This window comes from [Flexibacter] sp. ATCC 35208 (assembly GCF_001975825.1).
Taxonomy (GTDB): domain Bacteria; phylum Bacteroidota; class Bacteroidia; order Chitinophagales; family Chitinophagaceae; genus Chitinophaga.
Genome location: NZ_MTKN01000002.1, coordinates 250,856 through 273,063 on the forward strand (window position 1 = coordinate 250,856; position 22,208 = coordinate 273,063).

The 22,208-nt window shown below is 44.9% G+C and carries 23 protein-coding genes; 14 read left to right on the plus strand and 9 right to left on the minus strand.

The annotated features are described in order from the left end of the window. Positions 1-49: 49 nt before the first annotated feature. From lon to BW716_RS02505, 4 genes are all read right to left on the minus strand, one after another. The gene (gene lon, locus BW716_RS02490) at positions 50-2,452 is read right to left on the minus strand and encodes an endopeptidase La (protein ID WP_083720609.1); all 2,403 of its coding nucleotides are present in this window, start codon (positions 2,450-2,452) and stop codon (positions 50-52) included. Positions 2,453-2,671: 219 nt separating this feature from the next. Beyond that, positions 2,672-3,295 (minus strand): porin family protein, encoded by a 624-nt coding sequence (locus tag BW716_RS02495; protein ID WP_083720611.1) that lies wholly within the window; start codon positions 3,293-3,295, stop codon positions 2,672-2,674. 162 nt (positions 3,296-3,457) lie between these two features. Continuing rightward, positions 3,458-4,405 carry a hypothetical protein gene (locus tag BW716_RS02500; RefSeq protein WP_143708696.1) on the minus strand — a complete coding sequence of 316 codons (948 nt, stop codon included), beginning with the start codon at positions 4,403-4,405 and terminating at the stop codon, positions 3,458-3,460. A 54-nt stretch (positions 4,406-4,459) separates the two neighbouring features. Further along, positions 4,460-5,719 (minus strand): metallophosphoesterase, encoded by a 1,260-nt coding sequence (locus BW716_RS02505; RefSeq protein WP_083720616.1) that lies wholly within the window; start codon positions 5,717-5,719, stop codon positions 4,460-4,462. A gap of 345 nt (positions 5,720-6,064) precedes the next feature. Here BW716_RS02505 and BW716_RS02510 point away from each other — a divergent pair, with 345 nt between their 5' ends. From BW716_RS02510 to BW716_RS02550, 9 genes are all read left to right on the plus strand, one after another. Next, entirely contained in the window at positions 6,065-6,745 is a 681-nt protein-coding gene (locus BW716_RS02510; RefSeq protein WP_083720618.1) for a metal-dependent hydrolase, read from the plus strand. A gap of 95 nt (positions 6,746-6,840) precedes the next feature. Then, entirely contained in the window at positions 6,841-7,662 is an 822-nt protein-coding gene (locus BW716_RS02515) for a ParA family protein (protein ID WP_083720620.1), read from the plus strand. Beyond that, the gene (locus BW716_RS02520) at positions 7,646-8,578 is read left to right on the plus strand and encodes a ParB/RepB/Spo0J family partition protein (RefSeq protein ID WP_083720622.1); all 933 of its coding nucleotides are present in this window, start codon (positions 7,646-7,648) and stop codon (positions 8,576-8,578) included. Before BW716_RS02515 ends, BW716_RS02520 begins: the two co-directional genes overlap by 17 nt. Before the next feature lie 28 nt (positions 8,579-8,606). After that, positions 8,607-9,299, plus strand: a complete 693-nt coding sequence (locus BW716_RS02525) for a DUF5683 domain-containing protein (protein ID WP_143708697.1) — start codon at positions 8,607-8,609, stop codon at positions 9,297-9,299. Between the two features lie 25 nt (positions 9,300-9,324). Further along, positions 9,325-10,041, plus strand: a complete 717-nt coding sequence (gene dapB / locus BW716_RS02530) for a 4-hydroxy-tetrahydrodipicolinate reductase (RefSeq protein ID WP_083720626.1) — start codon at positions 9,325-9,327, stop codon at positions 10,039-10,041. 30 nt (positions 10,042-10,071) lie between these two features. Next, a complete protein-coding gene (locus tag BW716_RS02535) occupies positions 10,072-10,497 on the plus strand; it encodes an Rrf2 family transcriptional regulator (protein WP_083720628.1) in 426 nt (141 codons plus the stop codon). Positions 10,498-10,641: 144 nt separating this feature from the next. Then, on the plus strand, positions 10,642-11,325 hold the full coding sequence (locus tag BW716_RS02540) for a phosphoadenylyl-sulfate reductase (RefSeq protein ID WP_083720630.1): 684 nt from the start codon (positions 10,642-10,644) through the stop codon (positions 11,323-11,325). 80 nt (positions 11,326-11,405) lie between these two features. Then, positions 11,406-12,314, plus strand: coding sequence for a sulfate adenylyltransferase subunit CysD (gene cysD, locus BW716_RS02545; RefSeq protein WP_083720632.1), 909 nt, complete (start codon positions 11,406-11,408; stop codon positions 12,312-12,314). Positions 12,315-12,347: 33 nt separating this feature from the next. Beyond that, positions 12,348-13,595: a sulfate adenylyltransferase subunit 1 gene (locus BW716_RS02550; protein WP_083720634.1), complete on the plus strand. Its 1,248-nt coding sequence runs from the start codon at positions 12,348-12,350 to the stop codon at positions 13,593-13,595. A gap of 107 nt (positions 13,596-13,702) precedes the next feature. Here the strand turns inward: BW716_RS02550 and BW716_RS02555 are convergent, their stop codons facing one another. After that, the gene (locus BW716_RS02555; protein ID WP_083720636.1) at positions 13,703-14,656 is read right to left on the minus strand and encodes an NAD-dependent epimerase/dehydratase family protein; all 954 of its coding nucleotides are present in this window, start codon (positions 14,654-14,656) and stop codon (positions 13,703-13,705) included. A gap of 235 nt (positions 14,657-14,891) precedes the next feature. Here BW716_RS02555 and kdsA point away from each other — a divergent pair, with 235 nt between their 5' ends. Then, positions 14,892-15,713, plus strand: coding sequence for a 3-deoxy-8-phosphooctulonate synthase (gene kdsA, locus BW716_RS02560; protein WP_083720638.1), 822 nt, complete (start codon positions 14,892-14,894; stop codon positions 15,711-15,713). A 125-nt stretch (positions 15,714-15,838) separates the two neighbouring features. After that, on the plus strand, positions 15,839-16,240 hold the full coding sequence (locus BW716_RS02565; RefSeq protein WP_083720641.1) for a hypothetical protein: 402 nt from the start codon (positions 15,839-15,841) through the stop codon (positions 16,238-16,240). A gap of 58 nt (positions 16,241-16,298) precedes the next feature. Here the strand turns inward: BW716_RS02565 and BW716_RS02570 are convergent, their stop codons facing one another. Next, complete coding sequence (locus BW716_RS02570; RefSeq protein WP_083720643.1) at positions 16,299-16,520, minus strand: PspC domain-containing protein; 222 nt, start codon at positions 16,518-16,520, stop codon at positions 16,299-16,301. A 222-nt stretch (positions 16,521-16,742) separates the two neighbouring features. Between BW716_RS02570 and BW716_RS02575 the strand changes: the two genes are divergently transcribed. Together BW716_RS02575 and BW716_RS02580 are read left to right on the plus strand one after the other, a co-directional pair. Next, positions 16,743-19,010 (plus strand): aconitate hydratase, encoded by a 2,268-nt coding sequence (locus BW716_RS02575; RefSeq protein ID WP_083720645.1) that lies wholly within the window; start codon positions 16,743-16,745, stop codon positions 19,008-19,010. A gap of 77 nt (positions 19,011-19,087) precedes the next feature. Then, the gene (locus BW716_RS02580; RefSeq protein ID WP_083720647.1) at positions 19,088-19,723 is read left to right on the plus strand and encodes a hypothetical protein; all 636 of its coding nucleotides are present in this window, start codon (positions 19,088-19,090) and stop codon (positions 19,721-19,723) included. Here the strand turns inward: BW716_RS02580 and BW716_RS02585 are convergent. Then, positions 19,703-20,068: a DUF4421 family protein gene (locus tag BW716_RS02585; protein ID WP_083720649.1), complete on the minus strand. Its 366-nt coding sequence runs from the start codon at positions 20,066-20,068 to the stop codon at positions 19,703-19,705. The two genes, BW716_RS02580 and BW716_RS02585, sit on opposite strands and share 21 nt — an antisense overlap. Positions 20,069-20,089: 21 nt before the next feature. Next, the gene (locus BW716_RS02590) at positions 20,090-20,581 is read right to left on the minus strand and encodes a metallophosphoesterase (protein ID WP_083720651.1); all 492 of its coding nucleotides are present in this window, start codon (positions 20,579-20,581) and stop codon (positions 20,090-20,092) included. A 119-nt stretch (positions 20,582-20,700) separates the two neighbouring features. Between BW716_RS02590 and purU the strand changes: the two genes are divergently transcribed. Then, positions 20,701-21,564, plus strand: coding sequence for a formyltetrahydrofolate deformylase (gene purU / locus BW716_RS02595; protein WP_083720653.1), 864 nt, complete (start codon positions 20,701-20,703; stop codon positions 21,562-21,564). A gap of 36 nt (positions 21,565-21,600) precedes the next feature. On the opposite strand, the gene BW716_RS02600 is transcribed toward purU, so the two are convergent. Continuing rightward, complete coding sequence (locus BW716_RS02600) at positions 21,601-22,203, minus strand: hypothetical protein (protein WP_083720655.1); 603 nt, start codon at positions 22,201-22,203, stop codon at positions 21,601-21,603. Positions 22,204-22,208: the final 5 nt, after the last annotated feature.

Sequence of the window (22,208 nt, forward strand, 5' to 3'; positions counted from 1 at the left end):
CATATATCCATCGCCGGTCCCAACTGTGAAAAGGGCCGGCATAGACTTGTTACTTCTTTAATAACGCAATATCGATCACTTGGTTCATTTCTTTTACAAAATGGAACTTTACCCCTTTGATATAATCGGGATTAATTTCCTTGATATCTTTTTCATTCTGCCAACAGAGGATGATTTCTTTAATCCCCGCCCTTTTGGCAGCTAAGATCTTTTCTTTGATACCTCCCACTGGCAATACCTGTCCGCGGAGGGTGATTTCGCCCGTCATAGCCAGGTAGGATTTCACCTTTCTGCCTGTGAATACGGAAGTTAAAGCTGTGAGCATGGTGATACCAGCACTTGGACCATCCTTCGGTACAGCGCCTTCAGGTACGTGAATGTGTACATTCTTTTCCCTGAACTGCTTTGAATTGATATTGAACTGGTGAGAGTTTGCCTGCAGATAGCTCAATGCTGTGCTGGCAGATTCCTTCATCACATTGCCCAGGTTACCGGTCATCTGCAGATCTCCCTTGCCTTCACTAAGGCTGCTTTCGATGAAGAGGATATCTCCACCTACATAGGTCCAGGCCAGACCAACGGCTACCCCGGGAGGATTACCCACCTTGTAAATTTCGTTTGAATAGCGGGCCTTGCCCAGTATTTCTTCTACATGTTCTTCGGTCAGACTGTCTGGTACCTCTTCTTCCAGCGCTACATCCTTGGCCAGGGACCGCATGATGGACGCCATTTGTCTGTCCAGCTCACGCACACCACTTTCGCGGGTATAGTCCTGGATGATCCTGTCCAGCACACTGTTACTAATCCTCATTTTCAGCTGCTTGAGGCCATGGGCTTCTTTCTGCTTAGGAACCAGGTGGCGCTTGGCGATTTCTACTTTTTCCTCGACGGAGTAACCGCTCAGGTCAATGATTTCCAGACGGTCACGCAGTGCAGGACTGATGGCATTGATATCATTGGCTGTCGCAATGAACAGGACCTTGCTCAGGTCATATTCCAGCTCCAGGTAGTTGTCGTAGAAGGTGCCGTTCTGCTCAGGATCCAGTACTTCCAGCATAGCGGAACTTGGATCGCCACGGTGATCGTTGCCAATCTTATCGATTTCGTCCAGTATCATCACCGGGTTAGAAGTCTTTATCTTGCGGATGCTCTGCAAGATACGGCCAGGCATCGCCCCGATGTAAGTCTTTCGGTGACCACGAATCTCGCTTTCGTCATGCAGACCACCAAGGCTGAGACGTACATATTTACGGCCAATAGCACTGGCGATGGAACGACCGAGAGAGGTCTTACCAATACCCGGAGGGCCTACGAAGCAAAGGATGGGTGACTTCATGTCACCTTTCAGCTTCAGTACGGCCAGGTATTCAAGGATACGCTCCTTGATCTTGTCCATGCCATAATGGTCATTGTCCAATATCTTTTTCGCCTTTTTCAGGTCGTAACTGTCTTCAGTATAATCCTGCCATGGCAAGTCCAGCATCAGGTCCAGGTGGTTGTACACCACCGAGTAGTCAGGTGTGCTGGGGTGCATACGCTCCAGTTTTTCAATTCCTTTGCGGAAAAGTTCACCGGCAGCTTCTGTCCATTTTTTCTTCTCTGCTTTGCGCTGAAGTTCCTTTACCTCACGGTCGTTGCTGTCACCTCCCAGTTCTTCCTTGATGGATTTGAGCTGTTGCTGCAAGAAGTATTCACGTTGTTGTTTGTCAAGATCCGCCTTCGTTTTGTTGGTGATCTTGTTCTTCAGTTCTGCCAGCTGTAATTCTACCTGCAACAGTTTGAGCAGGAGTTCTGCACGTGTGCGCAGGTTATTGATTTCCAGCAATTGCTGTTTTTCTTTCAGGTCGCAGTTCAGATTGGAGGATACGAAGTGCACCAGGAACGATTCATTTTCAATATTCTTGAGAATGATGCTGGCTTCTGATGGCAGATTCGGGGACAACTGAATGATTTGTCCTGCCAGGTCCTTGATAGTAGAGATGTATGCGTCAAACTCCGGATCGTCTGTTACAATCTCGTCGTTTAGTATATCTATACGTGCCTTGAAGTATGGATCTTCTGCAACGATCTCATTGATTTTAAATCTTTTGCGACCTTGTATGATGATGGTAGTACCACCATCTGGCATTTTGATCAGTTTTACGATGCGGGCCACAGTTCCTACATCTGCCAGATCGGCAATGATGGGATCTTCCACTGTGCTATCTTTCTGAGCGACTACGCCAATGAGCTTATCGCCGCGATAGGCATCGTTTACCGCTTTAATGGATTTATCTCTGCCAACCGTGATGGGCAATACCACACCAGGGAAAAGTACCGTATTTCTCAAAGGTAAGAGAGCTAGCTCCTCGGGTATATTATCTTCTTCCTGCCCCTCCCCGTCTTCATTTAGCGGGATGATTGGCATGAATTCCATTTCCTCTTCTGAATTCGTTAAGTAAAATCTATTCATCTCCGTAATTTAAATTCAAAAAGTAGCCATTTTGTCAGCCAGTGGCTATTCTTTTCGCCTTTTTTCTAAGCATAGGTATATTGTCAAGTTTAATGCCACGAAAAAAGAAAATGGCCTTCTATTATAAATATACATAATACCGTTTCCATTAAGTTTAAAATAAAAAACTCGCTTTTACAAGGCGTAAAAGCGAGTTTTTAGGAGGAAGATGATAGATGTTTACAACGTCACACCAACACCCAGTTGAATTGCCTGATTCTTCCAGTTGCCGGAATTGGTCACATCGTCTACTTTCTTCACATCGGTGAAGCCTACGATGTAACGGGCACTGATATTTACAATTGGCAGCTGGATCCACAGACCTGCTACGCCAGCAACATCGCCGCCATTGAATGCATCGTTCGCACCTTTGAATACATTTTTGTTAGATACCAGTGCACTGAACTGAGGACCTACCTGCAGTTTGATACGAGGGGTACCCAAAGAGAAGTTTGCCAGGATCGGAATACTCAGGTAATTCAGACTGATCTTTTTACTATTGTTTTCCGGATCATTCAGGTTATCAGAATTATACACTTCACTAAAGTCGCTGGTTGTTTTAGTTTTAGTAGATGAGAAGACCAACTCACCCTGTACACCGAAACCCTTAGTCAGGTTGATCTGTGCAAAACCACCCAGGTGGTAGCCAAGGTTAAAACCATCTTTGTAGCCTTTACCATCCAGTTTACCCAGATTGGCACCGCCTTTCAGACCAAAACGTAAGAATCCGGACTGGGCGTTAACAGTAGTAGAAGAGAATGCAGTTACACACAGTACTGCCACGGCGAAAAACAGTTTTTTCATATAGCGTTTTTTTTCAACAAGGTTTTTAAGTAAACGGATAAATGGTTTTTCTATTATTTATAAGACGGGCCACAAAAAAAATACCCTTACGCCGACATAGCGAAGTGAGCAAATTCTATGCTAAATTTCTTATTGTATGAAAATGTGAAGGAAACAGGAAACCTATTTTTTTAATGTATAGGCTACGCGTGCAGTGAAGTAGCTTACAATTTTCTTATCCTGCCCCTGGAATGGTTGGAATACGGTGAAAGATGGTGCTAATGTAAATTTACCCAATAGATAGGAGGTACTTACTGTCAGATCCAATGCCCGAATTTCAAATCCTTTGTTGGACGAGCGTTCCGCTTCAGGACGAAATATTTCCTGCGGCCCATCACCCTTCATCCAGGGAGAACGGGAGATATATTGAAATGCACGTAAGTTGCTGTAATAATGGGCGGTACCCATTGTCAGTCCCATTGAAGGAGTGAGCAGGAGGGCATCGTCCTTTTTCAGTACATCCACAAAAATAAATGGATGGCGGATGGCTGCTACGATATTAAAATCATTGCCAGATACGTTGCGGGTAGGCGCAGGTTCGCCGTTCTGACCTTTTGGTCCGGTCACTTCTTCAAAATTTCCCCAACCGAAATCCAGGCTGACACCAGGTTGTATCCACCAGTCACGGTAATAGAAGTAAGCGAATAATTCATTATTAATAGGTGTAGCAGGAACGTCGGCAGAATCAGCAAAAATATACCGGGTATAGGATATACCAGTCATAAAATGCTTACTCTTTGAATAATCGTACCCGGCAGAAAGATCCCATTCAAACCATGGCGTACCAATTGAGTTGAACAGATAATAATTACTGACGGTACCATAAAATCCACTTTTATGATAATATCCAACTGTAGGAGACAGGAAGGTTTTCATAACCACTGGTCGTTCTCCATTGTTCACTTTACTACCGTATGCAGGGTTGTTACCATATCCAAGCCCTACTATCAATTCACTTTTCTCCCGCTTTTTCAGCAAGGAGTCAAGTTGCTTTTCCAGTTCAGCCAAGGACTGGCTCCATACAGCCTGACTACAAAACAGAAATAAGAAAATACAAAAGCAGCGGCGCATGCACGTAGCGTTTAACTTAGCTGCAAGATAAGTGAAATTAATTAACAATGCTGTTTACACGAGTTCAATCACGGTTATTTCGGGCAGGATACCCACTCTGCCTGGGTATCCGAGAAACCCAAAGCCACGGTTTACATACAAGCGCTGATTCCCTTCTCTGTACAATCCTGCCCACTCTTTAAAGACGAAACGGGAAGGGCTCCATTTGAATCCGGGAATTTCGACGCCGAATTGCATGCCATGCGTATGCCCGGCCAGCATCAGATCAATATCGGGGTATTCTGTTCTGACCTGTGCATCCCAATGGGTGGGATCATGTGACATTAATATTTTAAAGGGCAGATTTTCAGCGCCTTCATAAGCTTTCTTCAGATCACCGTATTTTGGAAAACGGGCCATTGCACTCCAGTTCTCAATACCAAGCAACCCAATTTTTTCACCAGCTTTTTCCAGCACCACATGTTCATTCATCATCAGGCGCCAGCCCATATCGGCATGTACCTGTTTCAGGGCTTCGAGGTTTTGCATACGGAGGTGGCTAAAACCACTGGCATCTTTGTCGGGCCATGCGTGATAATCGCCATAGTCATGGTTACCCAATGTAGAATAAACTCCCATAGGGGCCTTAATCTGGCTAAACAGGGATTTATATTGATCCATTTCTTCCGTCAGCTCGTTTACCAGGTCCCCCGTAAACAACACGATATCAGCCTTTTGTGCATTTATCATTTCCACACCCTTGCGTACAGCGTCGTAATTATCAAAGCTACCGGAGTGAATATCAGAGAGTTGTAATATTCTCAGTCCTTTGAAAGCAGGTGGCAGATTTTTGAAGGCAAGCTTCATTTGCCTCACCTTATAATTATACTTATTGGAGAGACCATATATAAAGGTGGCGAACATCCCCCCACCGGAGATCAATGCTAACTGGGTGAGAAAACGGGAACGGGAGATACCTCTCACAGTCATGTCACTTGGAGCAGGTGCCGAAAACCGTTGTATAATCCAGGTAACTCCCCTACGCAGGTCATCTAATAATAAGAAGACAGCCACCAGCAATTTGGCGAACACTACGGCAAAGATGATGGTGAGTATATACCCCTTCAGATGTTTGGACCAATCCTCCCAATGGAGGTATGGCAAGAGCATCACCATGAGTAATACCAATGCCGAGATGACCCAGTAGGTAGTAAAAGCAATGGTTTTTAAACGGGCGGCCGCACCGTAAAAGACGGCCCTGATGGCCATAAATACATATAAATCAAGTAAAAATAGTAGCCCGGCTAGTATGAATGTGTTTAATCCTGCGCGCATCTGCTTATCTTATTCTTATTAAATTAGTCTTACAAAAATAGTGCGACCATTGCTAAAAATAGGTAGACGAATGAGCGTGGAACATATTGCATGGAACATTACTTTTTTTCTATTTCATTTAACATTATGCACTAAATTATTGAATTTCAATTTATTAACAATCAAAAGAGTGAAGTTCTGTGAATAAATAAATATACCCCCTCCGTTGAATTTTCTTTAATCGTTGTATTTTTGTCGAACTTGGGTTATTTATATATACTAATGAATAGTACAGTGGCATTGAATTTGCAGACTGGTGTATTCTAATTTATTGATTGTTAAGGCATAAAGACACTCTAGAAAGATATGGAGCTTACATTTTACGGTCATTCCTGTTTTGCAGTAGAAATAAAGGGTAAAAAGATAGTTTTTGATCCGTTTGTCACTTACAACGAGTTAGCGAAGTCTATTGACGTTAATACACTGGAAGCTGACTATATATTTATGTCACATGGTCACGAAGATCATATTGCTGATCTCGTTCCATTGGCTAAGCGTACACAAGCTACTGTCGTAGCTGTACCTGAAGTGTTAGGCTGGGCAAAGAAACAGGGCGTGGAAAAAGGCCACCCTATGAACATAGGCGGTAAATGGAACTTTGACTTTGGTACAGTAAAGTGTGTAGTAGCTACCCATTCCAGCTCTAATCCTGATGGGTCTTATGGCGGTAACCCGGTAGGCTACGTGTTCACCACAGAAGAAGGTAACTTCTATTTTTCGGGCGATACCGGGCTGACCATGGATATGCAGCTGATTCCCCGCTGGGCGAAATTAGATTTTGCAGTGTTACCACTTGGAGATAACTTCACTATGGGAGCAGAAGATGCGATCATAGCCGCAGAATTTATTGATTGTAAAAGAATTGTCGGCATACATTACGATACATTCGGTTATATAAAGATAGATCAGGAGAAGACGAAACAACAGTTTGCCCAGGCAGGTTTGGAATTGCTATTACCCGCAATAGGAACTACTATCGATTTATAAGAATAAATATATATTACACCTATGGTGAAGGACTATTGTCTCAACCATGATCTATTTATTATCCTATAGTAAACCTAAGAAATACCTAATCAACAATGGCAAGAGTAATTGCAATCGCGAATCAAAAAGGTGGGGTAGGAAAGACTACCAGCGCTATTAACCTGGCAAGCAGCCTGGCAGTGCTGGAGTATAAAACACTGCTGGTGGATGCCGACCCACAGGCAAATAGCACCACCGGTTTGGGCTTTGACCTCCGCAACATACATCACAGTTTATATGACTGTATGGTAAACGATGGTATGGCCAAAGACGTGACGCTGGAATCGGATACGCCGAACCTGAAAGTACTCCCCTCCCATATTGATCTGGTAGGTGCTGAACTGGAGCTCATCAACCACCCGAACAGGGAACAGGTGATGAAGCAGGTAATTGACGGTGTACGGGATGAATATGACTTTGTAATAGTAGACTGCTCCCCGTCTCTGGGTCTGATCACAGTAAATGCCCTCGTGGCATCTGACTCTGTGATCATTCCGGTACAGTGTGAGTTCTTTGCACTGGAAGGTCTGGGCAAGTTATTAAATACAATAAAAATCGTTCAGAGCCGCCTGAATACAAACCTGGCCATCGAGGGTATCCTCATGACCATGTATGATGGCCGCCTCCGCCTGAGCAACCAGGTAGTGGACGAAGTGAAACAACATTTTGAAGAAAGCGTGTTCAATACCATTATTCACCGTAATACCAAACTGGGTGAAGCACCAAGTTTTGGTAAATCCGTGATCATGTACGACGCGGCAAGTACAGGTGCTATCAATTACCTGAACCTTGCCAAGGAAATACTGCAAAAGAATAATTTCACACGTATTAACCTTGAAGATAAAATATTAGCAATCAACAATGAGCAATCAGAGTAAGGGCACTCCTAATAAGAAAGAGGCGCTGGGTAAAGGTATCCGCTCGCTGCTGGCAAACATTGATACTGACCTGAAGCAAACCTCCAACGCGCTCAATGAGCAGGTGGTGGTACAGGCCACTGGTATCGAGCGTCTTCCGCTGGACCAGATTGACATCAATCCAAAACAGCCGCGCCGGGACTTCGATGAGAAGGCTTTGCAGGAACTGAGTATGTCCATTTCTTTGCACGACGTAATCCAACCGATTACCGTGTCAAAACTGGGCCCCAAAAAGTACCAGCTGATAGCAGGTGAACGCCGTTTGCGCGCCAGCCGGATGGCAGGTCTGAAAGACATTCCTGCTTACATCCGCCAGGCCAATGACCAGGAACTGCTGGAACTGGCCCTGCTGGAAAACTTACAGCGCGAAAATCTGAACGCCATTGAAATTGGCCTGAGCTACAAACGCCTCATGGATGAGGTGATGCTCACCCAGGAACAGGTGGCTGACCGTATGGGTAAAGAAAGAAGTACGGTTACCAACTACATCCGTCTCCTCAAACTGCCACCAGATATACAGGTGTCCGTAAGAAACGGACAAATCAGTATGGGTCACGCCCGTGCACTGATCGCCGTTGAAAATGTGGAAAAACAACTCTTCATCTTCAACGAGATCATGCAGAATGGCCTTTCTGTACGCCAGACCGAAGAACTGGTACGGAAAGTATCCCATATCGATAAAGGGAATGTAAAAAAACCAGCTAAGAGCACATTACCTCCTCCTTATCAGAAAATTGAAGATAACCTGGCCAGCCACTTTTCCACAAAAGTAAAACTGGATAGAAACAAGAACGGTAAAGGAAGTGTAACGATCGAGTTCTACTCCGATGAGGAACTGGATAGTATATTAGAAAAAATAGACTTATACGGTGGCTAAAAAGTCCGGAAACATACTTCATTTTTTATTGCGCATTTGTTTCCTGGCCTTGCCGGCATTATGCATTCTGCATACTGTTGCCAATGCACAGGACAGTACCAAAGCTGAATGGTTGAAAAAACAACAGCCGGATAACCGTAAAGACAGTGCCCAGCTTTTTATTACTAAGAAAGATTCATCAGTAGTAGTCAAAAAAGACTCTGTTGGACCAATCGTACAACCACCCATTCATAGTCCCCGCAAGGCGGCCCTCTACTCAGCAGTACTGCCAGGTCTGGGCCAGATCTACAACCGGGAATACTGGAAACTGCCACTCGTTTACGCGGCAATGGGTATCACTACCTACACGTATATCTTCAATATGAACAAATACAGGACCTACCGCGATGCCTACCGTATACGTATGGACGGTAACGCGGATACCGTAGACGACTACGTAGGTCTGTACAGCGATGCCGGTCTGAAATACCTGCGTGACGGATACAGAGAGTATGTTGATTACTCCGTACTCGTATTCGTACTCGCGTATGGCCTGAATATCCTGGATGCAACCGTATTTGCCCACCTCCGTAACTTTGACATGAGCGATGACCTGAGTATGAAGATCACCCCTACCGTGATCGACAACCGTGCACTGGGCGTAAGCATCAAAATCAACCTCGGTGGTTCAAAAAGAAAGTCTGTGAGTTCACTGGCAATGGCCGCTCCTACCAAATGGTAAAACATATACAATCAACATACAAAGGATGAAAATAGCGTTAATTGGTTACGGGAAAATGGGCAAAACGATAGAAGCCATTGCCGTTGCAAAAGGACATGAGATCTTAGCCCGTATTGATAAGGATAGCCAGGAATTACTCAATAAGGAAAACCTGCAGAAAGCCGATGTAGCCATTGAATTTACCGGACCAGAAACTGCCTACAATAATATCCTGAAGTGTTTTGAAGCCAATGTACCTGTGATCTGCGGCAGCACCGGCTGGCTGGAAAATCTGCCAAAGGTAACAGCACTGTGTCTTGAAAAAAATCAGGCTTTCCTGTATGCAAGTAACTTCAGCATTGGCGTAAATATCTTCTTCGAGGTGAACAAGCGACTGGCCGAACTAATGGCTCACCAGCCACAGTACAATGTACAAATGGAAGAGATTCACCACACCCAAAAGCGCGATGCGCCAAGTGGTACGGCAATCACCCTGGCTGAACAGGTGCTGGCAAAAGTAACAAGGAAACAAAACTGGGTAAATACTGATACAACAGCACCCGCTGAACTGTCTATCATTTCCAAAAGAATAGATCCGGCACCAGGCACACATATCATCAACTATACCTCCCCTATCGACGACATCACCATCACCCATACCGCTCATTCCAGAGAAGGTTTTGCTTCTGGTGCAGTCGTAGCCGCTGAATGGATCCAGGGCAAAAAAGGAGTGTTCGGGATGAAGGATGTGTTAAGTCTGTAGTATTTAAAAAGGGGTTATCTTTGTATAAGTATGCTATCGAAAAAAACACAATACGCTTTTCATGCACTTATTCACCTGGCAGAGAATCAAGATAAAGGACCAATCCTGATATCTGAAATTGCGCAGGAAAAAAATATATCCATTAAGTTCCTGGAAAACATTTTGCTGGAGTTGAAAAACGCTGGTATTCTGGGAAGTAAAAAGGGTAAAGGCGGTGGCTATTATCTGATGAAGCCTCCAAAGGAGATAGCCCTGGCTAAAATCATCCGCCTGCTGGACGGGGCCATTGCCCTGCTGCCATGTGTGAGCCTGAACTACTATGAGCGATGTGAGAATTGTAAAGATGAGGCGGTTTGCGGGCTCAATGAGGTGATGAGTAAAGTGCGGGATGCTTCCCTGAAAATTCTGGAAAACAAGACTTTAAAAGATATCTTAACCAGACAGGTTACCATCTAATAAACTGATTATCAATTGAATCCCGCTACATTACGTAGCGGGATTCTTTTTTAAGGATAGTTTATCAAAATAAGTCTATCTTTTTTATAGAGTTTATGTAATTTTGTTGAATCAGTAGAAGCTAAGGAAGTTTTTTTTATTAAGATGAAAGACATCAGACAAGCAATCGAAGGCCTTGATGCACCAGCAGCAATGGCCTGGTTGGCAGCAGAGTTTCCTGGAGCCGTGGCATTTTCCACCTCCTTCGGACAAGAAGATCAGGTCATTGCCGACATGATCTGGCGCCACAAGATCCCTGTAAGGGTTTTTACTTTGGATACGGGACGTCTCTTCCAGGAGACCTACGATCTTATGGATCTGACCCGCGCCCGCTACAAGCAAAACTTTGAAGTTTACTTTCCTGAAACCTCGGGTGTCGAATCGCTGCTCCGGGAAAAAGGTCCCAACAGCTTTTACGAGTCGGTGGAAAACCGTAAGGAATGCTGTAACATCCGCAAAGTAGTGCCGCTGAACAGGGCACTGCAGGGGGTGAAAGTCTGGATCACAGGACTACGGGCCGAGCAATCGGAAAACCGTCAGTCTCTCCACGACATTGAATGGGACGAAAGCCGGCAGCTCTATAAATACCAGCCACTGATCAACTGGTCATTTGACCAGATGCTGGATTACCTGAAAACGAATAACGTACCTTATAATAAGCTCCACGACAATGGTTTCATCAGCATCGGCTGTGCACCTTGTACCAGAGCCATTGAACCAGGAGAACATCCACGCGCTGGTCGCTGGTGGTGGGAACTCTCCAAAAAAGAATGTGGCTTGCACGGTTAAAGGATTACGTGTATTTTTCAGTTAAAATTTGTTTACGGTAATAGGTCCCATTTGCGGGATGCGCAGTTAAACCAAGATATATGAGTAATAAAATACAGTGGGAGTTTCCGCAGGCATTGGAAGATGAGGCCATCTATATTTTACGTGAAACGGCTGCTCAGTTTGAAAAGCCAGCCATCCTTTTCTCAGGTGGTAAAGATTCTATCACTATCGTAAGACTGGCTCAGAAGGCTTTTTACCCTGGTAAGTGTCCTTTTCCTTTATTGCATATCGATACAGGGCATAACTTCCCTGAAACCATCCAATTCCGTGACTGGCTCGTTGAAAGCTTAGGCCTGGATCTGGTAGTAAGAAATGTGCAGGATAGTATCAACCAGGGAAAAGTACAGGAAGAAACCGGAAAATATGCGAGCCGCAATGCACTGCAAACGGTAACCCTGCTGGATGCCATCGAAGAGATGAAGTATGATGCTTGTATAGGTGGCGCCCGCCGTGATGAAGAAAAAGCCCGTGCCAAGGAAAGGATCTTCTCTGTAAGAGATGAATTCGGTCAATGGAACGCTAAAATGCAACGTCCCGAACTGTTCGACATGCTGAATGGTAAGATCAATATCGGTGAAAACGTTCGTGTATTCCCTATCTCCAACTGGACAGAGCTGGATGTATGGAACTATATACGCAGAGAAAAGCTGGAAATCCCTTCTATCTACTTCTCTCATGAAAGAGATATCATAGAAAGAGATGGCATGTATTGGCCAGCATCTCCATTCCTGAATACCACAGATGAAGAAGTACCGTTCCGCCAGAAAGTACGTTTCCGTACCGTAGGCGATATGACCTGTACCGCTGCTGTGATTTCCGAAGCTGACAAACTGGAAGATATCATCTCCGAAATACTGGAAGCCAAAATCTCTGAAAGAGGCGCCCGTATCGATGATAAACGCTCGGAAGCTGCTATGGAAAAACGTAAACAGGCAGGTTATTTCTAAACAATTACTCTTAACATTCTGAAATTTCAATAAATGGAGGTTTTACGTATAACTACATCCGGCAGTGTGGATGACGGTAAAAGTACTTTGATAGGTAGACTGCTGTATGATACAAACTCTATCCCACAGGATAAAATGGAAGCTTTGCATGCAGCCAGCAAACGCAAAGGACTGGACTTTACTGACCTGTCCCTGCTCACTGATGGTCTGGTAGCTGAAAGAGAACAAGGTATCACCATCGATGTGGCTCATATCTACTTCTCTACGCCTAACCGTAAATATATTATTGCTGATACTCCTGGTCACGTGGAATATACCAGGAACATGGTAACCGGTGCAAGCAACGCACAGGTATCCCTGATCCTGATCGATGCCCGTAAAGGTATCGTGGAGCAGACTTACAGGCACTTCTTTATTGCCAGCCTGCTGCGCATTCCTTACCTGGTAGTATGTGTGAATAAAATGGACCTGGTTGAATATAGCGAAGCACGTTTCAATCAGATCGTTGAAGATTTCCAGGCACTTGTAGACCAGGCAGATTACAAAGCTCCCTCTATCAAGTTCATTCCTATTTCCAGCCTGTATGGCGAGAACGTAGCCGGTAAATCTGAAAAGATCAGCTGGTATAAGGATGAATCACTGCTGGATTACCTGGAGCTGATCTCTTTTGACCATGCAGACAGCACCCACCCGGCACGCTTCGCTGTACAGTCAGTGATCCGCCCAAGAACTGAGGCTTTCCACGACTTCCGTGGCTTTGCCGGTAAGGTTACGAGTGGTCATTTCAATGTAGGTGATGAAATCATTTCCCTGCCTTCTCAACAGACCAGCAAGATCAAGACGATCGAACAGTTTGAAAAACAACTGGACATTGCTCAGGCACGTGAGAGCGTGGTGATCACATTGGAAACTGAAATCGATACTAGCCGTGGCAGCATGCTCGCAAAGGTGGACAACGCCCCTGCCCTGCTGAAAGATATTACTGCAAACATTTGCTGGATGGATCAGCAAAAACTGGTACCGGGCAAAACTTACCTGCTGCAACATGGTATTAACCGTGTGAAAGCAAAGGTGCAGCAGTTGCTCGAAGTGGTAGATGTAACAAGCAATCAACTGGTACCCGATAAGAAAGAGATGGGATTGAATGATATTGGTAAGATTGCAATCAGGACCGCTGCGCCGATCTTTGCAGATGCATATAGAGTGAATCCTGCAAACGGTGCGTTCATACTCATCGATGAGTTTAGTAACTCCACTGTTGCCGTTGGGTTCGTAGCATAATTTTATTAGAAAAAAGCCCCNNGGGGCTTTTTTCTAATAAAAATCCCACCATAAGGCAGGACTTTTCTGGATTATTCTGGTGTAGATGCTTGCCAGCAAATCTCTTACTACTGTACCGTTTCTTTCAGGTTCTTCAGCATATCTGTCGTCATCTTTTCCAGGCAATACTCCGGCTTCCAACCCCAGTCATTTCTCGCATTTTCATCATCAATACTCTGTGGCCATCCATCGGCAATTGCCTGCCTGTAGTCAGGTGCGTAGTTAATGGTAAACTCAGGAATGTGTTTCTTTATTTCAGCAGCGATTTCTTTCGGAGAAAAACTCATCGCACCTAAATTGTAAGAAGAACGAACCTTGATCTTGTCCTTATCAGCCTCCATCAGTTCAATCGTAGCGCGGATCGCATCCGGCATATACATCATAGGCAGGTAAGTGCCTTCAGACAGGAAACAGGTATATTTCTTTTCTTCCAGCGCCTCGTGGAAGATCTCAATTGCATAATCAGTAGTACCACCACCTGGTGCAGACTTGTAACTGATCAGACCTGGATAACGCAGGCTGCGTACGTCTACGCCATAACGGTGATTGTAGTATTCACACCAGCGTTCACCGGCAAACTTACTGATACCATAAATGGTAGTAGGCTCGATGATGGTATGTTGTGGTGTGTCTTCCTTTGGAGAATCTGGTCCGAATACAGCAATGGAACTAGGCCAGTACACCTTGTCAATACCTTCTTCTTTTGCTATGTCCAGTACATTCAACAGGCTGGCCATGTTAATATGCCATGCCAGCAGCGGGTTCTTTTCGCCGGTAGCAGAGAGGATCGCCGCCAGCAGGTAAATCTGGGTAATGTTGTGACGGATCACCAGCACATGCAGCATTTCCTTGTTCATCACATCCAGAGAGACATAAGGCCCGGAACCTTTTAGTAATTCATGTTCTTCCCGAAGGTCAGAGGCAATAACATTTGTGTCGCCATACATTTTCCTGAGCGCCAGTGTCAATTCAACACCGATCTGACCACAGGCACCAATTACCAGGATTTTGTCTTTCTTCATGCTAACTCGTGATTAATTTTCAGAACGTAATATTACTGGGTTCCGCAAATATTACGATCATCTTCATAAATCGCATGACAATGCGGTAACAATCTGTGAAGGTAGCTAAAAGCATAGACAGGCCCAGCAAGCTTTTTCAATAAGTGGATTACAAATCTATGACAATGTACACCTTCCCCCTTATCAGAGTAATCCCTGAGAATAACCTACCTTTGCATTCTCAAATCCAAAAATCATGTCTGTTTCACATTTGAAAGCTCTTTTTAACGAAAGATATAATCCAGAGAATTTTTTCCTGATAGCCGGCCCATGTGTGGTGGAAGACGAGGCGCTGCTGATGCACGTAGCTGAAAAAGTATCCCGCATTTGTGAGCGTTTACAGATACCATATATTTTCAAAGCCTCTTACCGTAAGGCAAACCGTACCAGTATCAGTTCATTTAGTGGTATTGGTGATGTGGAAGGACTGGACCTGTTGCAGAAAGTAGGTAAGACTTTCAACCTGCCGGTTACTACCGATATTCACTCTGCTGCGGAAGCTGCGATGGCTGCTGCTTATGCTGATGTATTGCAGATCCCTGCATTCCTGTGCCGTCAGACAGATATCCTGATCGCTGCTGCCGAAACAGGCAAAGTGGTGAATGTAAAGAAAGGCCAGTTTGTAAGTGGGGAAGCGATGAAGTTTGCTGTAGAAAAAGTAAGACAGGCGGGTAATGAAAAGATCATGCTGACAGAACGTGGTACCACCTTTGGTTACCAGGACCTGGTTGTAGACTACAGAAATATTCCTATTATGAAGGAACATGGTGTACCTGTGATCATGGATTGCACACACTCATTGCAACAACCTAACCAGACAAGCGGTGTAACAGGTGGTAATCCAAAGCTGATCAGCACTATTGCGAAAGCTGCGATTGCAACCGGTGCCGATGGTCTGTTCATCGAAACACATCCGGATCCTTCCTGTGCAAAATCTGATGGAGCGAATATGTTACACCTGGATCTGCTGGAAAAACTGCTGGAAGATCTTGTAAGGATCAGAGAAGTAGTAAGATAATGATAAAACGCTTTTGCCTATGGCAGAAGCGTTTTCCTTTTAAGGAAACCGGCTTGCCTGCTACCGGTCCGATTTTTGGGTATTTTTCGTAAATTCAAATAATAACACCCAAAAATATCCACACAATGATCAACTTACATGATGTAAAAGCAGGCGATACCGTAATAGTGGAATACGAAGGCGAAAAGCACGAGGGCCTCGTTCTTGAGGTCAACCGGGAAGACAAGCAGGTTTGTGTACAAACAGGCGAACAGGAATTCTGGTATGAGCTGGCCGACGTTTACCCTATTCCGCTCAGCGAAGAACAGTTACTTAAACTGCAATTCACAAAAGAAAACATCTCTCCTGATCCTGACAATCGCAGGATCTACGTTCGTGGGCCATTTTCCGTCATGTTTCATGAATTGGATGGCCGGGAAGCTATCCGGCTGGATTACAGGGATGAGCACCGCGAAATAAAGGGTGCATTGACTGTAAACCAATTACAGAATCACTACCACGCGATGACGAATTTCCACCTTGATTAAGAAAATAAGGGCTGATCAATAGCGATGTTGGTCAGCCTTTTTTGTTTGAATGTGGTAATTACAAATACCTTAGGGGGTTTCTTCTGGCATTGAGAATGTAGTTCTTCATGTTGACCCAAAAAGCCATGATCAGGTAAACAATGATTGGGGATCCCATCGTCAGGAAAGACACATAGATAAAGAACAAGCGGATGCGGGAAGTCGCCACTCCCAGCCTGTTGCCTATCGCGGTGCACACACCGAAGGCCTGCCATTCCACAAAATCTTTAAATCTATTCATATATCAAATTTATCACAAACTCATGTGAAAAACAAGTGCCAAATTTTCACGTAAAAGGCCACTTGCAGCGTGTTAGCAGTGATTTAACAAGAATTTAAAGGGATTACGGCATGTAATGGCATGAGATGTAGGGGGGTAGCGATCGACCACATATCTTTTATAAACTAGCCGGAATTAGTTAATTTTGCGGTGCATTTTTAATTGGTCTAAATATTTTTTTCCATGGTGTTTGATATCGAAATGATTAAAAAAGTGTATGCGGCACTCCCGGGTAAGGTGGAAGCTACCCGTAAGCTGTTAGGACGCCCGCTCACACTATCAGAAAAGATCTTGTATGCTCACTTATACTCGCCGACCACATCGGCATATGAGAGAGGTAAATCTTACGTGGAGTTTGCACCCGATCGCGTTGCGATGCAGGATGCCACTGCACAGATGGCCTTGTTACAGTTTATGACCTGCGGCCGTGCTAAGGTAGCAGTTCCCTCTACTGTACACTGTGATCACCTCATTCAAGCTAAAACAGGCGCAGTAGCCGATTTGGCAACTGCTAATGACACCAACAGGGAAGTTTACGAATTCCTTTCCTCTATCTCCAATAAATATGGTATTGGCTTCTGGAAACCAGGTGCTGGTATTATCCACCAGGTTGTTCTGGAAAACTATGCTTTTCCAGGTGGCCTCATGATCGGTACGGACTCCCACACGCCAAACGCTGGTGGTCTGGGTATGCTCGCTATCGGTGTAGGTGGTGCTGACGCTGTTGACGTAATGGCAGGTCTGGCATGGGAACTGAAAATGCCAAAACTGATCGGCGTAAAACTGACGGGTAAACTGAGCGGATGGGTTTCTCCTAAAGACATTATCCTGAAAGTAGCAGGTGTACTGACTGTAAAAGGTGGTACCGGCTGTATCGTTGAATATTTCGGTGAAGGTGCTGATAGCCTGAGCGCTACCGGTAAAGGTACTATCTGTAACATGGGTGCTGAAATCGGTGCTACCTGCTCCGTATTCGCTTACGATAGTAAGATCGCTGCTTACCTGCAGGCGACTGAGCGTAGCGAAATCGCTTCCCTGGCTGACGGTGTGAGAGATCACCTGCGCCCTGATGCAGAAGTGTACGCAGATCCTTCTAAATACTACGATCAGGTCATCGAAATCAACCTCGACGAACTTGAACCACATGTAAATGGTCCATTTACGCCTGATCTGGCATGGCCTATTTCTAAATTCGCGCAGGCAGTGAGAGAAAACAACTGGCCTGAAAAACTGGAAGTAGCCCTCATCGGCTCCTGCACCAACTCTTCTTACGAAGATATTTCCCGTGCAGCGTCCCTCGCTAAACAAGCTATCGACAAAAATCTGCCCGTTAAATCTGAATATACTATCACCCCCGGTTCTGAACTGGTTCGCTTCACGATCGAAAGAGATGGTCTGCTGGACACTTTCAACCAGATCGGTGGTGTAGTACTGGCTAACGCCTGCGGTCCCTGTATCGGTCAATGGGCACGTCACATCGACGATCCTAACCGTAAGAACTCTATCATCACTTCCTTCAACCGTAACTTCGCTAAGAGAAATGATGGTCTGGCAGGTACCCACGCTTTTGTAGCTTCACCTGAAATCGTAACCGCACTGGCTATCGCCGGTACTCTGACCTTCAACCCACTGACTGACACCCTGAAAAACAAGGATGGTCAGGATGTGAAGCTGGATGAGCCAACCGGTTTTGAACTGCCTGTGAAAGGCTTTGCTGTAGATGATCCAGGTTACCAGGCACCAGCTGCTGATGGTAGCGGTTTACAGGTAGTGGTTTCTCCTACCAGCGATCGTCTGCAACTGCTGGCTGCTTTCGCACCATGGGAAGGTACTGATCTGAAAGGACTGAAACTGCTGATCAAGGCGAAAGGTAAATGTACCACTGACCATATCTCTATGGCCGGTCCATGGTTGAAATTCCGTGGTCACCTTGACAACATTTCTAACAACATGCTGATTGGTGCGATCAACGCATTCAACGATAAATCTGATACCGTTAAGAACCAGCTGACTGGCGAATACGGTGCTGTACCTGCTACGCAGCGTGCTTACAAAGCTGCTGGTATCGGTTCAATTGTAGTAGGTGATGAGAACTACGGTGAAGGCTCCAGCCGCGAACACGCTGCTATGGAACCACGTCACCTGGGTGTTCGCGCGATCCTGGTAAAATCTTTTGCCCGTATCCACGAAACAAACCTGAAAAAACAAGGTATGCTCGGCCTCACCTTCGCTAACAAAGAAGATTACGATAAGATACAGGAAGACGATACATTCGATATCCTTGGTCTCACTACCTTCACTCCCGGCAAACCGCTGACTGTGGTGGCTAACCACAAAGATGGTAGCAAGGACGAAATCACAGTAAACCATACCTACAATGAACAACAGATTGAGTGGTTCAAAGCAGGTGGTGCACTGAACGTTATCCGTGCCGAGTTCGCGAAAGCATAATCAAAAGACTGTCATTAGTAATGATAAAAGACTGACTTAGCATTTAAGTCAGTCTTTTTTTTGTCTACATTTAGGCCATGAAATCCCATCCACTATTTTATGTCTGGGAAAGCCTCTTGAGCAACTATACCAACGACGAGTCGTTGGTGCAGGAGGGCTTTAATTCCATACTAGCCCATTACAGTGAATCACACAGGTATTACCATAATCTGGATCATGTTCAGACATTGCTCGTATTCATAGATGAATACAACCACCTCGTACACGATCTTGAAGCCCTGCAACTGGCCGTATTTTTCCACGACATCATTTATGATGTACAGAGAGCGGATAATGAAGAAAGAAGTGCATTGGTTGCTACCCAATTCCTGGAGCAAACCAGCTATCCTGCAGAGAAGATAGCACGCGTATCGGCATACATCAGAGCCACAAAATCGCATGAAAATCCCAATGGAGATGCCGACCTGGATTGCTTCCTGGACTTTGACCTGTTTATACTGAGCGGACCTGAACGTATGTATCAGACATATGCGAAGAATATACGGAAGGAGTATGGTATATACCCGGACACAGTGTATGTACCAGGCAGGAAAAAAATCTTACAGTACTTCCTGGATCAACCCTCTATCTATAAGACAGCTGGATTCAGAGAACGGTTCGATACTGTAGCGAAGGAAAATATACACAGGGAATTAGAAAAGCTCTCGCTTTAATCCAAACCGTCTCACGACACTTACCCTGAAGTTGCCTGCACCAATGGTCTGGAAAGTATGCTCAATGGGTGACTGACTACGCGTAGTCAGATTCACATAGTGAATGCCGGCAAAATACTTACTGGAATTATAGCCGATAGATGCACGGACCGTATTGTTTATCTGAACCCCAAACTTGCGGAGGTCATTCTCCTCATCTCTGAACAAATGGGTATAGTTACCACCCAAACTGCCGGAGAGTGATAATGTGAGGAAGAAATGTTGTTTGTAAACTAATGTATAGGCATACCCCGCATTTGCAGCAGCACTAAATATACTGGTGCCTGAATAATTAATACCATTAATGTGCGAGTGCCGGTTTCCGTATTATTTTGGCAACTCTATGACTTCCAGATTGCTGATATTTCCGTCGTTTACATCGAACCGCAATAATGTTTTTACCTTATGCCAGCCTTGCTGGCCACATGCACCCGGGTTCATGTGTAATAGTTGCAAAGCCGGGTCCGGCATCACTTTCAGGATATGCGAATGACCGCAGATGAACAGTTTGGGGGCATTTCTCAACAATAACTCTTTGACGCCCGGTGCATATTTTCCCGGATAACCGCCAATATGTGTCATAAATACTTTTACGCCTTCTACTTCAAAGAATAGATTTTCGGGATAACGCACCCGGATGTCCTTGCCATCGATATTGCCGAAAACGGCCCTGAAAGGTTTGAAAGCTTCCAGTTCATCCGCGAGGGATGTGGTACCAATATCACCTCCATGCCAGATCTCATCCACCTTTTCAAAGTATTTGAAAACCTGTGGATGGAGGTAGCTATGCGTGTCTGACATTAATCCTATCTTCTTCATGTATTTCCCTTAGCAGGCCCAAAAATAAAGTAAGTATTCGGGATTGATTGACCGTTAGAAAAAAATCCCCGGAATCCTTTCCCTTTCGTATTTTACATATCCATATATATTTCATTTTTATGCAGACTGATATAACCGGCAAGCTATTAATCTCCTGTCCAGACCGCCCTGGTATCGTGGCCGGTGTGTCCCAGTTCCTGTACGCCAGTGGTGCAAATATCCTTGACGCCAGCCAGCACAGTACGGATCCCAAAGAAGGACTCTTCTTTATGCGCATGTCTTTCCAACTGGAAAACCCCTCCTTTACCAAAGAACAACTGGAAAAAGATTTCCAGGAAAAAGTTGCCGCTCCCAGACAAATGGAATGGCGGATTGACTACACCGATCGTCGTAAACAAATGGTGATTATGGTATCCCGCTATGACCATTGCCTCATGGAATTACTATGGCGCTGGCGCAGTGGGGAATTGCCTGTAGATATTCCACTGGTGATCTCTAACCACCTTGAGTTAAAACAATTCGTGGAAGACTTCGGAATTCCTTTCCATTACCTGCCTGTAGATGCAGGCAATAAAGCATTGCAGGAACAGGAAGCGATTAAACTGATCAGAAGGGCGAATGCTGATTTTATCGTGCTTGCACGCTATATGCAGATCCTTTCCCCCGGTTTTGTGAGCGTATTCCCAGGTAGGATCATCAATATTCACCATAGTTTCCTCCCGGCATTTGCAGGAGCAAACCCTTATAGAAACGCTTATAACAGAGGTGTGAAGTTAATAGGCGCTACTGCCCACTATGTAACGGACGACCTGGACGAAGGGCCGATCATTGACCAGGATGTAGCGAGGGTGAGCCATAAACATGAAGTAACGGACCTGATTATGTTAGGTAGAGATATAGAAAGGCAGGTGTTAACAAGAGCAGTGATTGCACATATCGATGACCGGGTAATTATTCATGGAAATAAAACCATTGTATTCTAATTAAAAAGGCGGGTGGTACACACCCGCCTTTTTAAATTACTTCGCTTTTTTCTTAATCTTCTTCGCCATCGCTTTTGCTGCTGCTGCATAAGCTTCCTGGATCCTCACACCGGTATCAAAGTCAAAACCGCCATATACACGGCCTGGTGCTTTATCTACCTTAATCTTTGCAATTACCTTGCTGTGGTCTCCTGTTTCCACAATCCAGGCTTCACCATTTAATCTTGCATTCTTTCTCGTTACACCTACATTGTAACCAGGTTCAATGAAAGTAGTTTTGAAGATCAACGTGTACTTTGCTTTAGGATACTTTCCAGCAGACATTCCACTGTACTCAGTAAACAATTCGTTGAATTTTGGCTCGAACCTTTTAGGTCTGTCGTCCCTCCAGGCCTTGGCCCATTTGTCGCCTCTGCCAGGTTCTTTCTTGTTGTAGGCTTCTGATTTTTTTGCGATGTAATCATTTTCATCGGCATAGCTACCAACACCAACATGCTCATAGTCAAATTCAGTGTTCAGCTTTGTAGTACCTTTTAGTTGGGATAAATCGCCTTCGAGGACTTTAATTTTTTGTGCGTTCACGAACATCGGTGCTACGAACATTGCAGCTACCAATAGAAGCTTAGGGATTCTTTTCATTAAAT

Bases quoted from the DNA above. Each gene is read 5' to 3' on its own strand.
- lon (WP_083720609.1), bottom strand. From the start codon at position 2,452: ATGAATAGATTTTACTTAACGAATTCAGAAGAGGAAATGGAATTCATG.
- BW716_RS02495 (WP_083720611.1), bottom strand. From the start codon at position 3,295: ATGAAAAAACTGTTTTTCGCCGTGGCAGTACTGTGTGTAACTGCATTC.
- BW716_RS02500 (WP_143708696.1), bottom strand. From the start codon at position 4,405: ATGCGCCGCTGCTTTTGTATTTTCTTATTTCTGTTTTGTAGTCAGGCT.
- BW716_RS02505 (WP_083720616.1), bottom strand. From the start codon at position 5,719: ATGCGCGCAGGATTAAACACATTCATACTAGCCGGGCTACTATTTTTA.
- BW716_RS02510 (WP_083720618.1), top strand. From the start codon at position 6,065: ATGGAGCTTACATTTTACGGTCATTCCTGTTTTGCAGTAGAAATAAAG.
- BW716_RS02515 (WP_083720620.1), top strand. From the start codon at position 6,841: ATGGCAAGAGTAATTGCAATCGCGAATCAAAAAGGTGGGGTAGGAAAG.
- BW716_RS02520 (WP_083720622.1), top strand. From the start codon at position 7,646: ATGAGCAATCAGAGTAAGGGCACTCCTAATAAGAAAGAGGCGCTGGGT.
- dapB (WP_083720626.1), top strand. From the start codon at position 9,325: ATGAAAATAGCGTTAATTGGTTACGGGAAAATGGGCAAAACGATAGAA.
- BW716_RS02535 (WP_083720628.1), top strand. From the start codon at position 10,072: ATGCTATCGAAAAAAACACAATACGCTTTTCATGCACTTATTCACCTG.
- BW716_RS02540 (WP_083720630.1), top strand. From the start codon at position 10,642: ATGAAAGACATCAGACAAGCAATCGAAGGCCTTGATGCACCAGCAGCA.
- cysD (WP_083720632.1), top strand. From the start codon at position 11,406: ATGAGTAATAAAATACAGTGGGAGTTTCCGCAGGCATTGGAAGATGAG.
- BW716_RS02550 (WP_083720634.1), top strand. From the start codon at position 12,348: ATGGAGGTTTTACGTATAACTACATCCGGCAGTGTGGATGACGGTAAA.
- BW716_RS02555 (WP_083720636.1), bottom strand. From the start codon at position 14,656: ATGAAGAAAGACAAAATCCTGGTAATTGGTGCCTGTGGTCAGATCGGT.
- kdsA (WP_083720638.1), top strand. From the start codon at position 14,892: ATGTCTGTTTCACATTTGAAAGCTCTTTTTAACGAAAGATATAATCCA.
- BW716_RS02565 (WP_083720641.1), top strand. From the start codon at position 15,839: ATGATCAACTTACATGATGTAAAAGCAGGCGATACCGTAATAGTGGAA.
- BW716_RS02570 (WP_083720643.1), bottom strand. From the start codon at position 16,520: ATGAATAGATTTAAAGATTTTGTGGAATGGCAGGCCTTCGGTGTGTGC.
- BW716_RS02575 (WP_083720645.1), top strand. From the start codon at position 16,743: ATGGTGTTTGATATCGAAATGATTAAAAAAGTGTATGCGGCACTCCCG.
- BW716_RS02580 (WP_083720647.1), top strand. From the start codon at position 19,088: ATGAAATCCCATCCACTATTTTATGTCTGGGAAAGCCTCTTGAGCAAC.
- BW716_RS02590 (WP_083720651.1), bottom strand. From the start codon at position 20,581: ATGAAGAAGATAGGATTAATGTCAGACACGCATAGCTACCTCCATCCA.
- purU (WP_083720653.1), top strand. From the start codon at position 20,701: ATGCAGACTGATATAACCGGCAAGCTATTAATCTCCTGTCCAGACCGC.
- BW716_RS02600 (WP_083720655.1), bottom strand. From the start codon at position 22,203: ATGAAAAGAATCCCTAAGCTTCTATTGGTAGCTGCAATGTTCGTAGCA.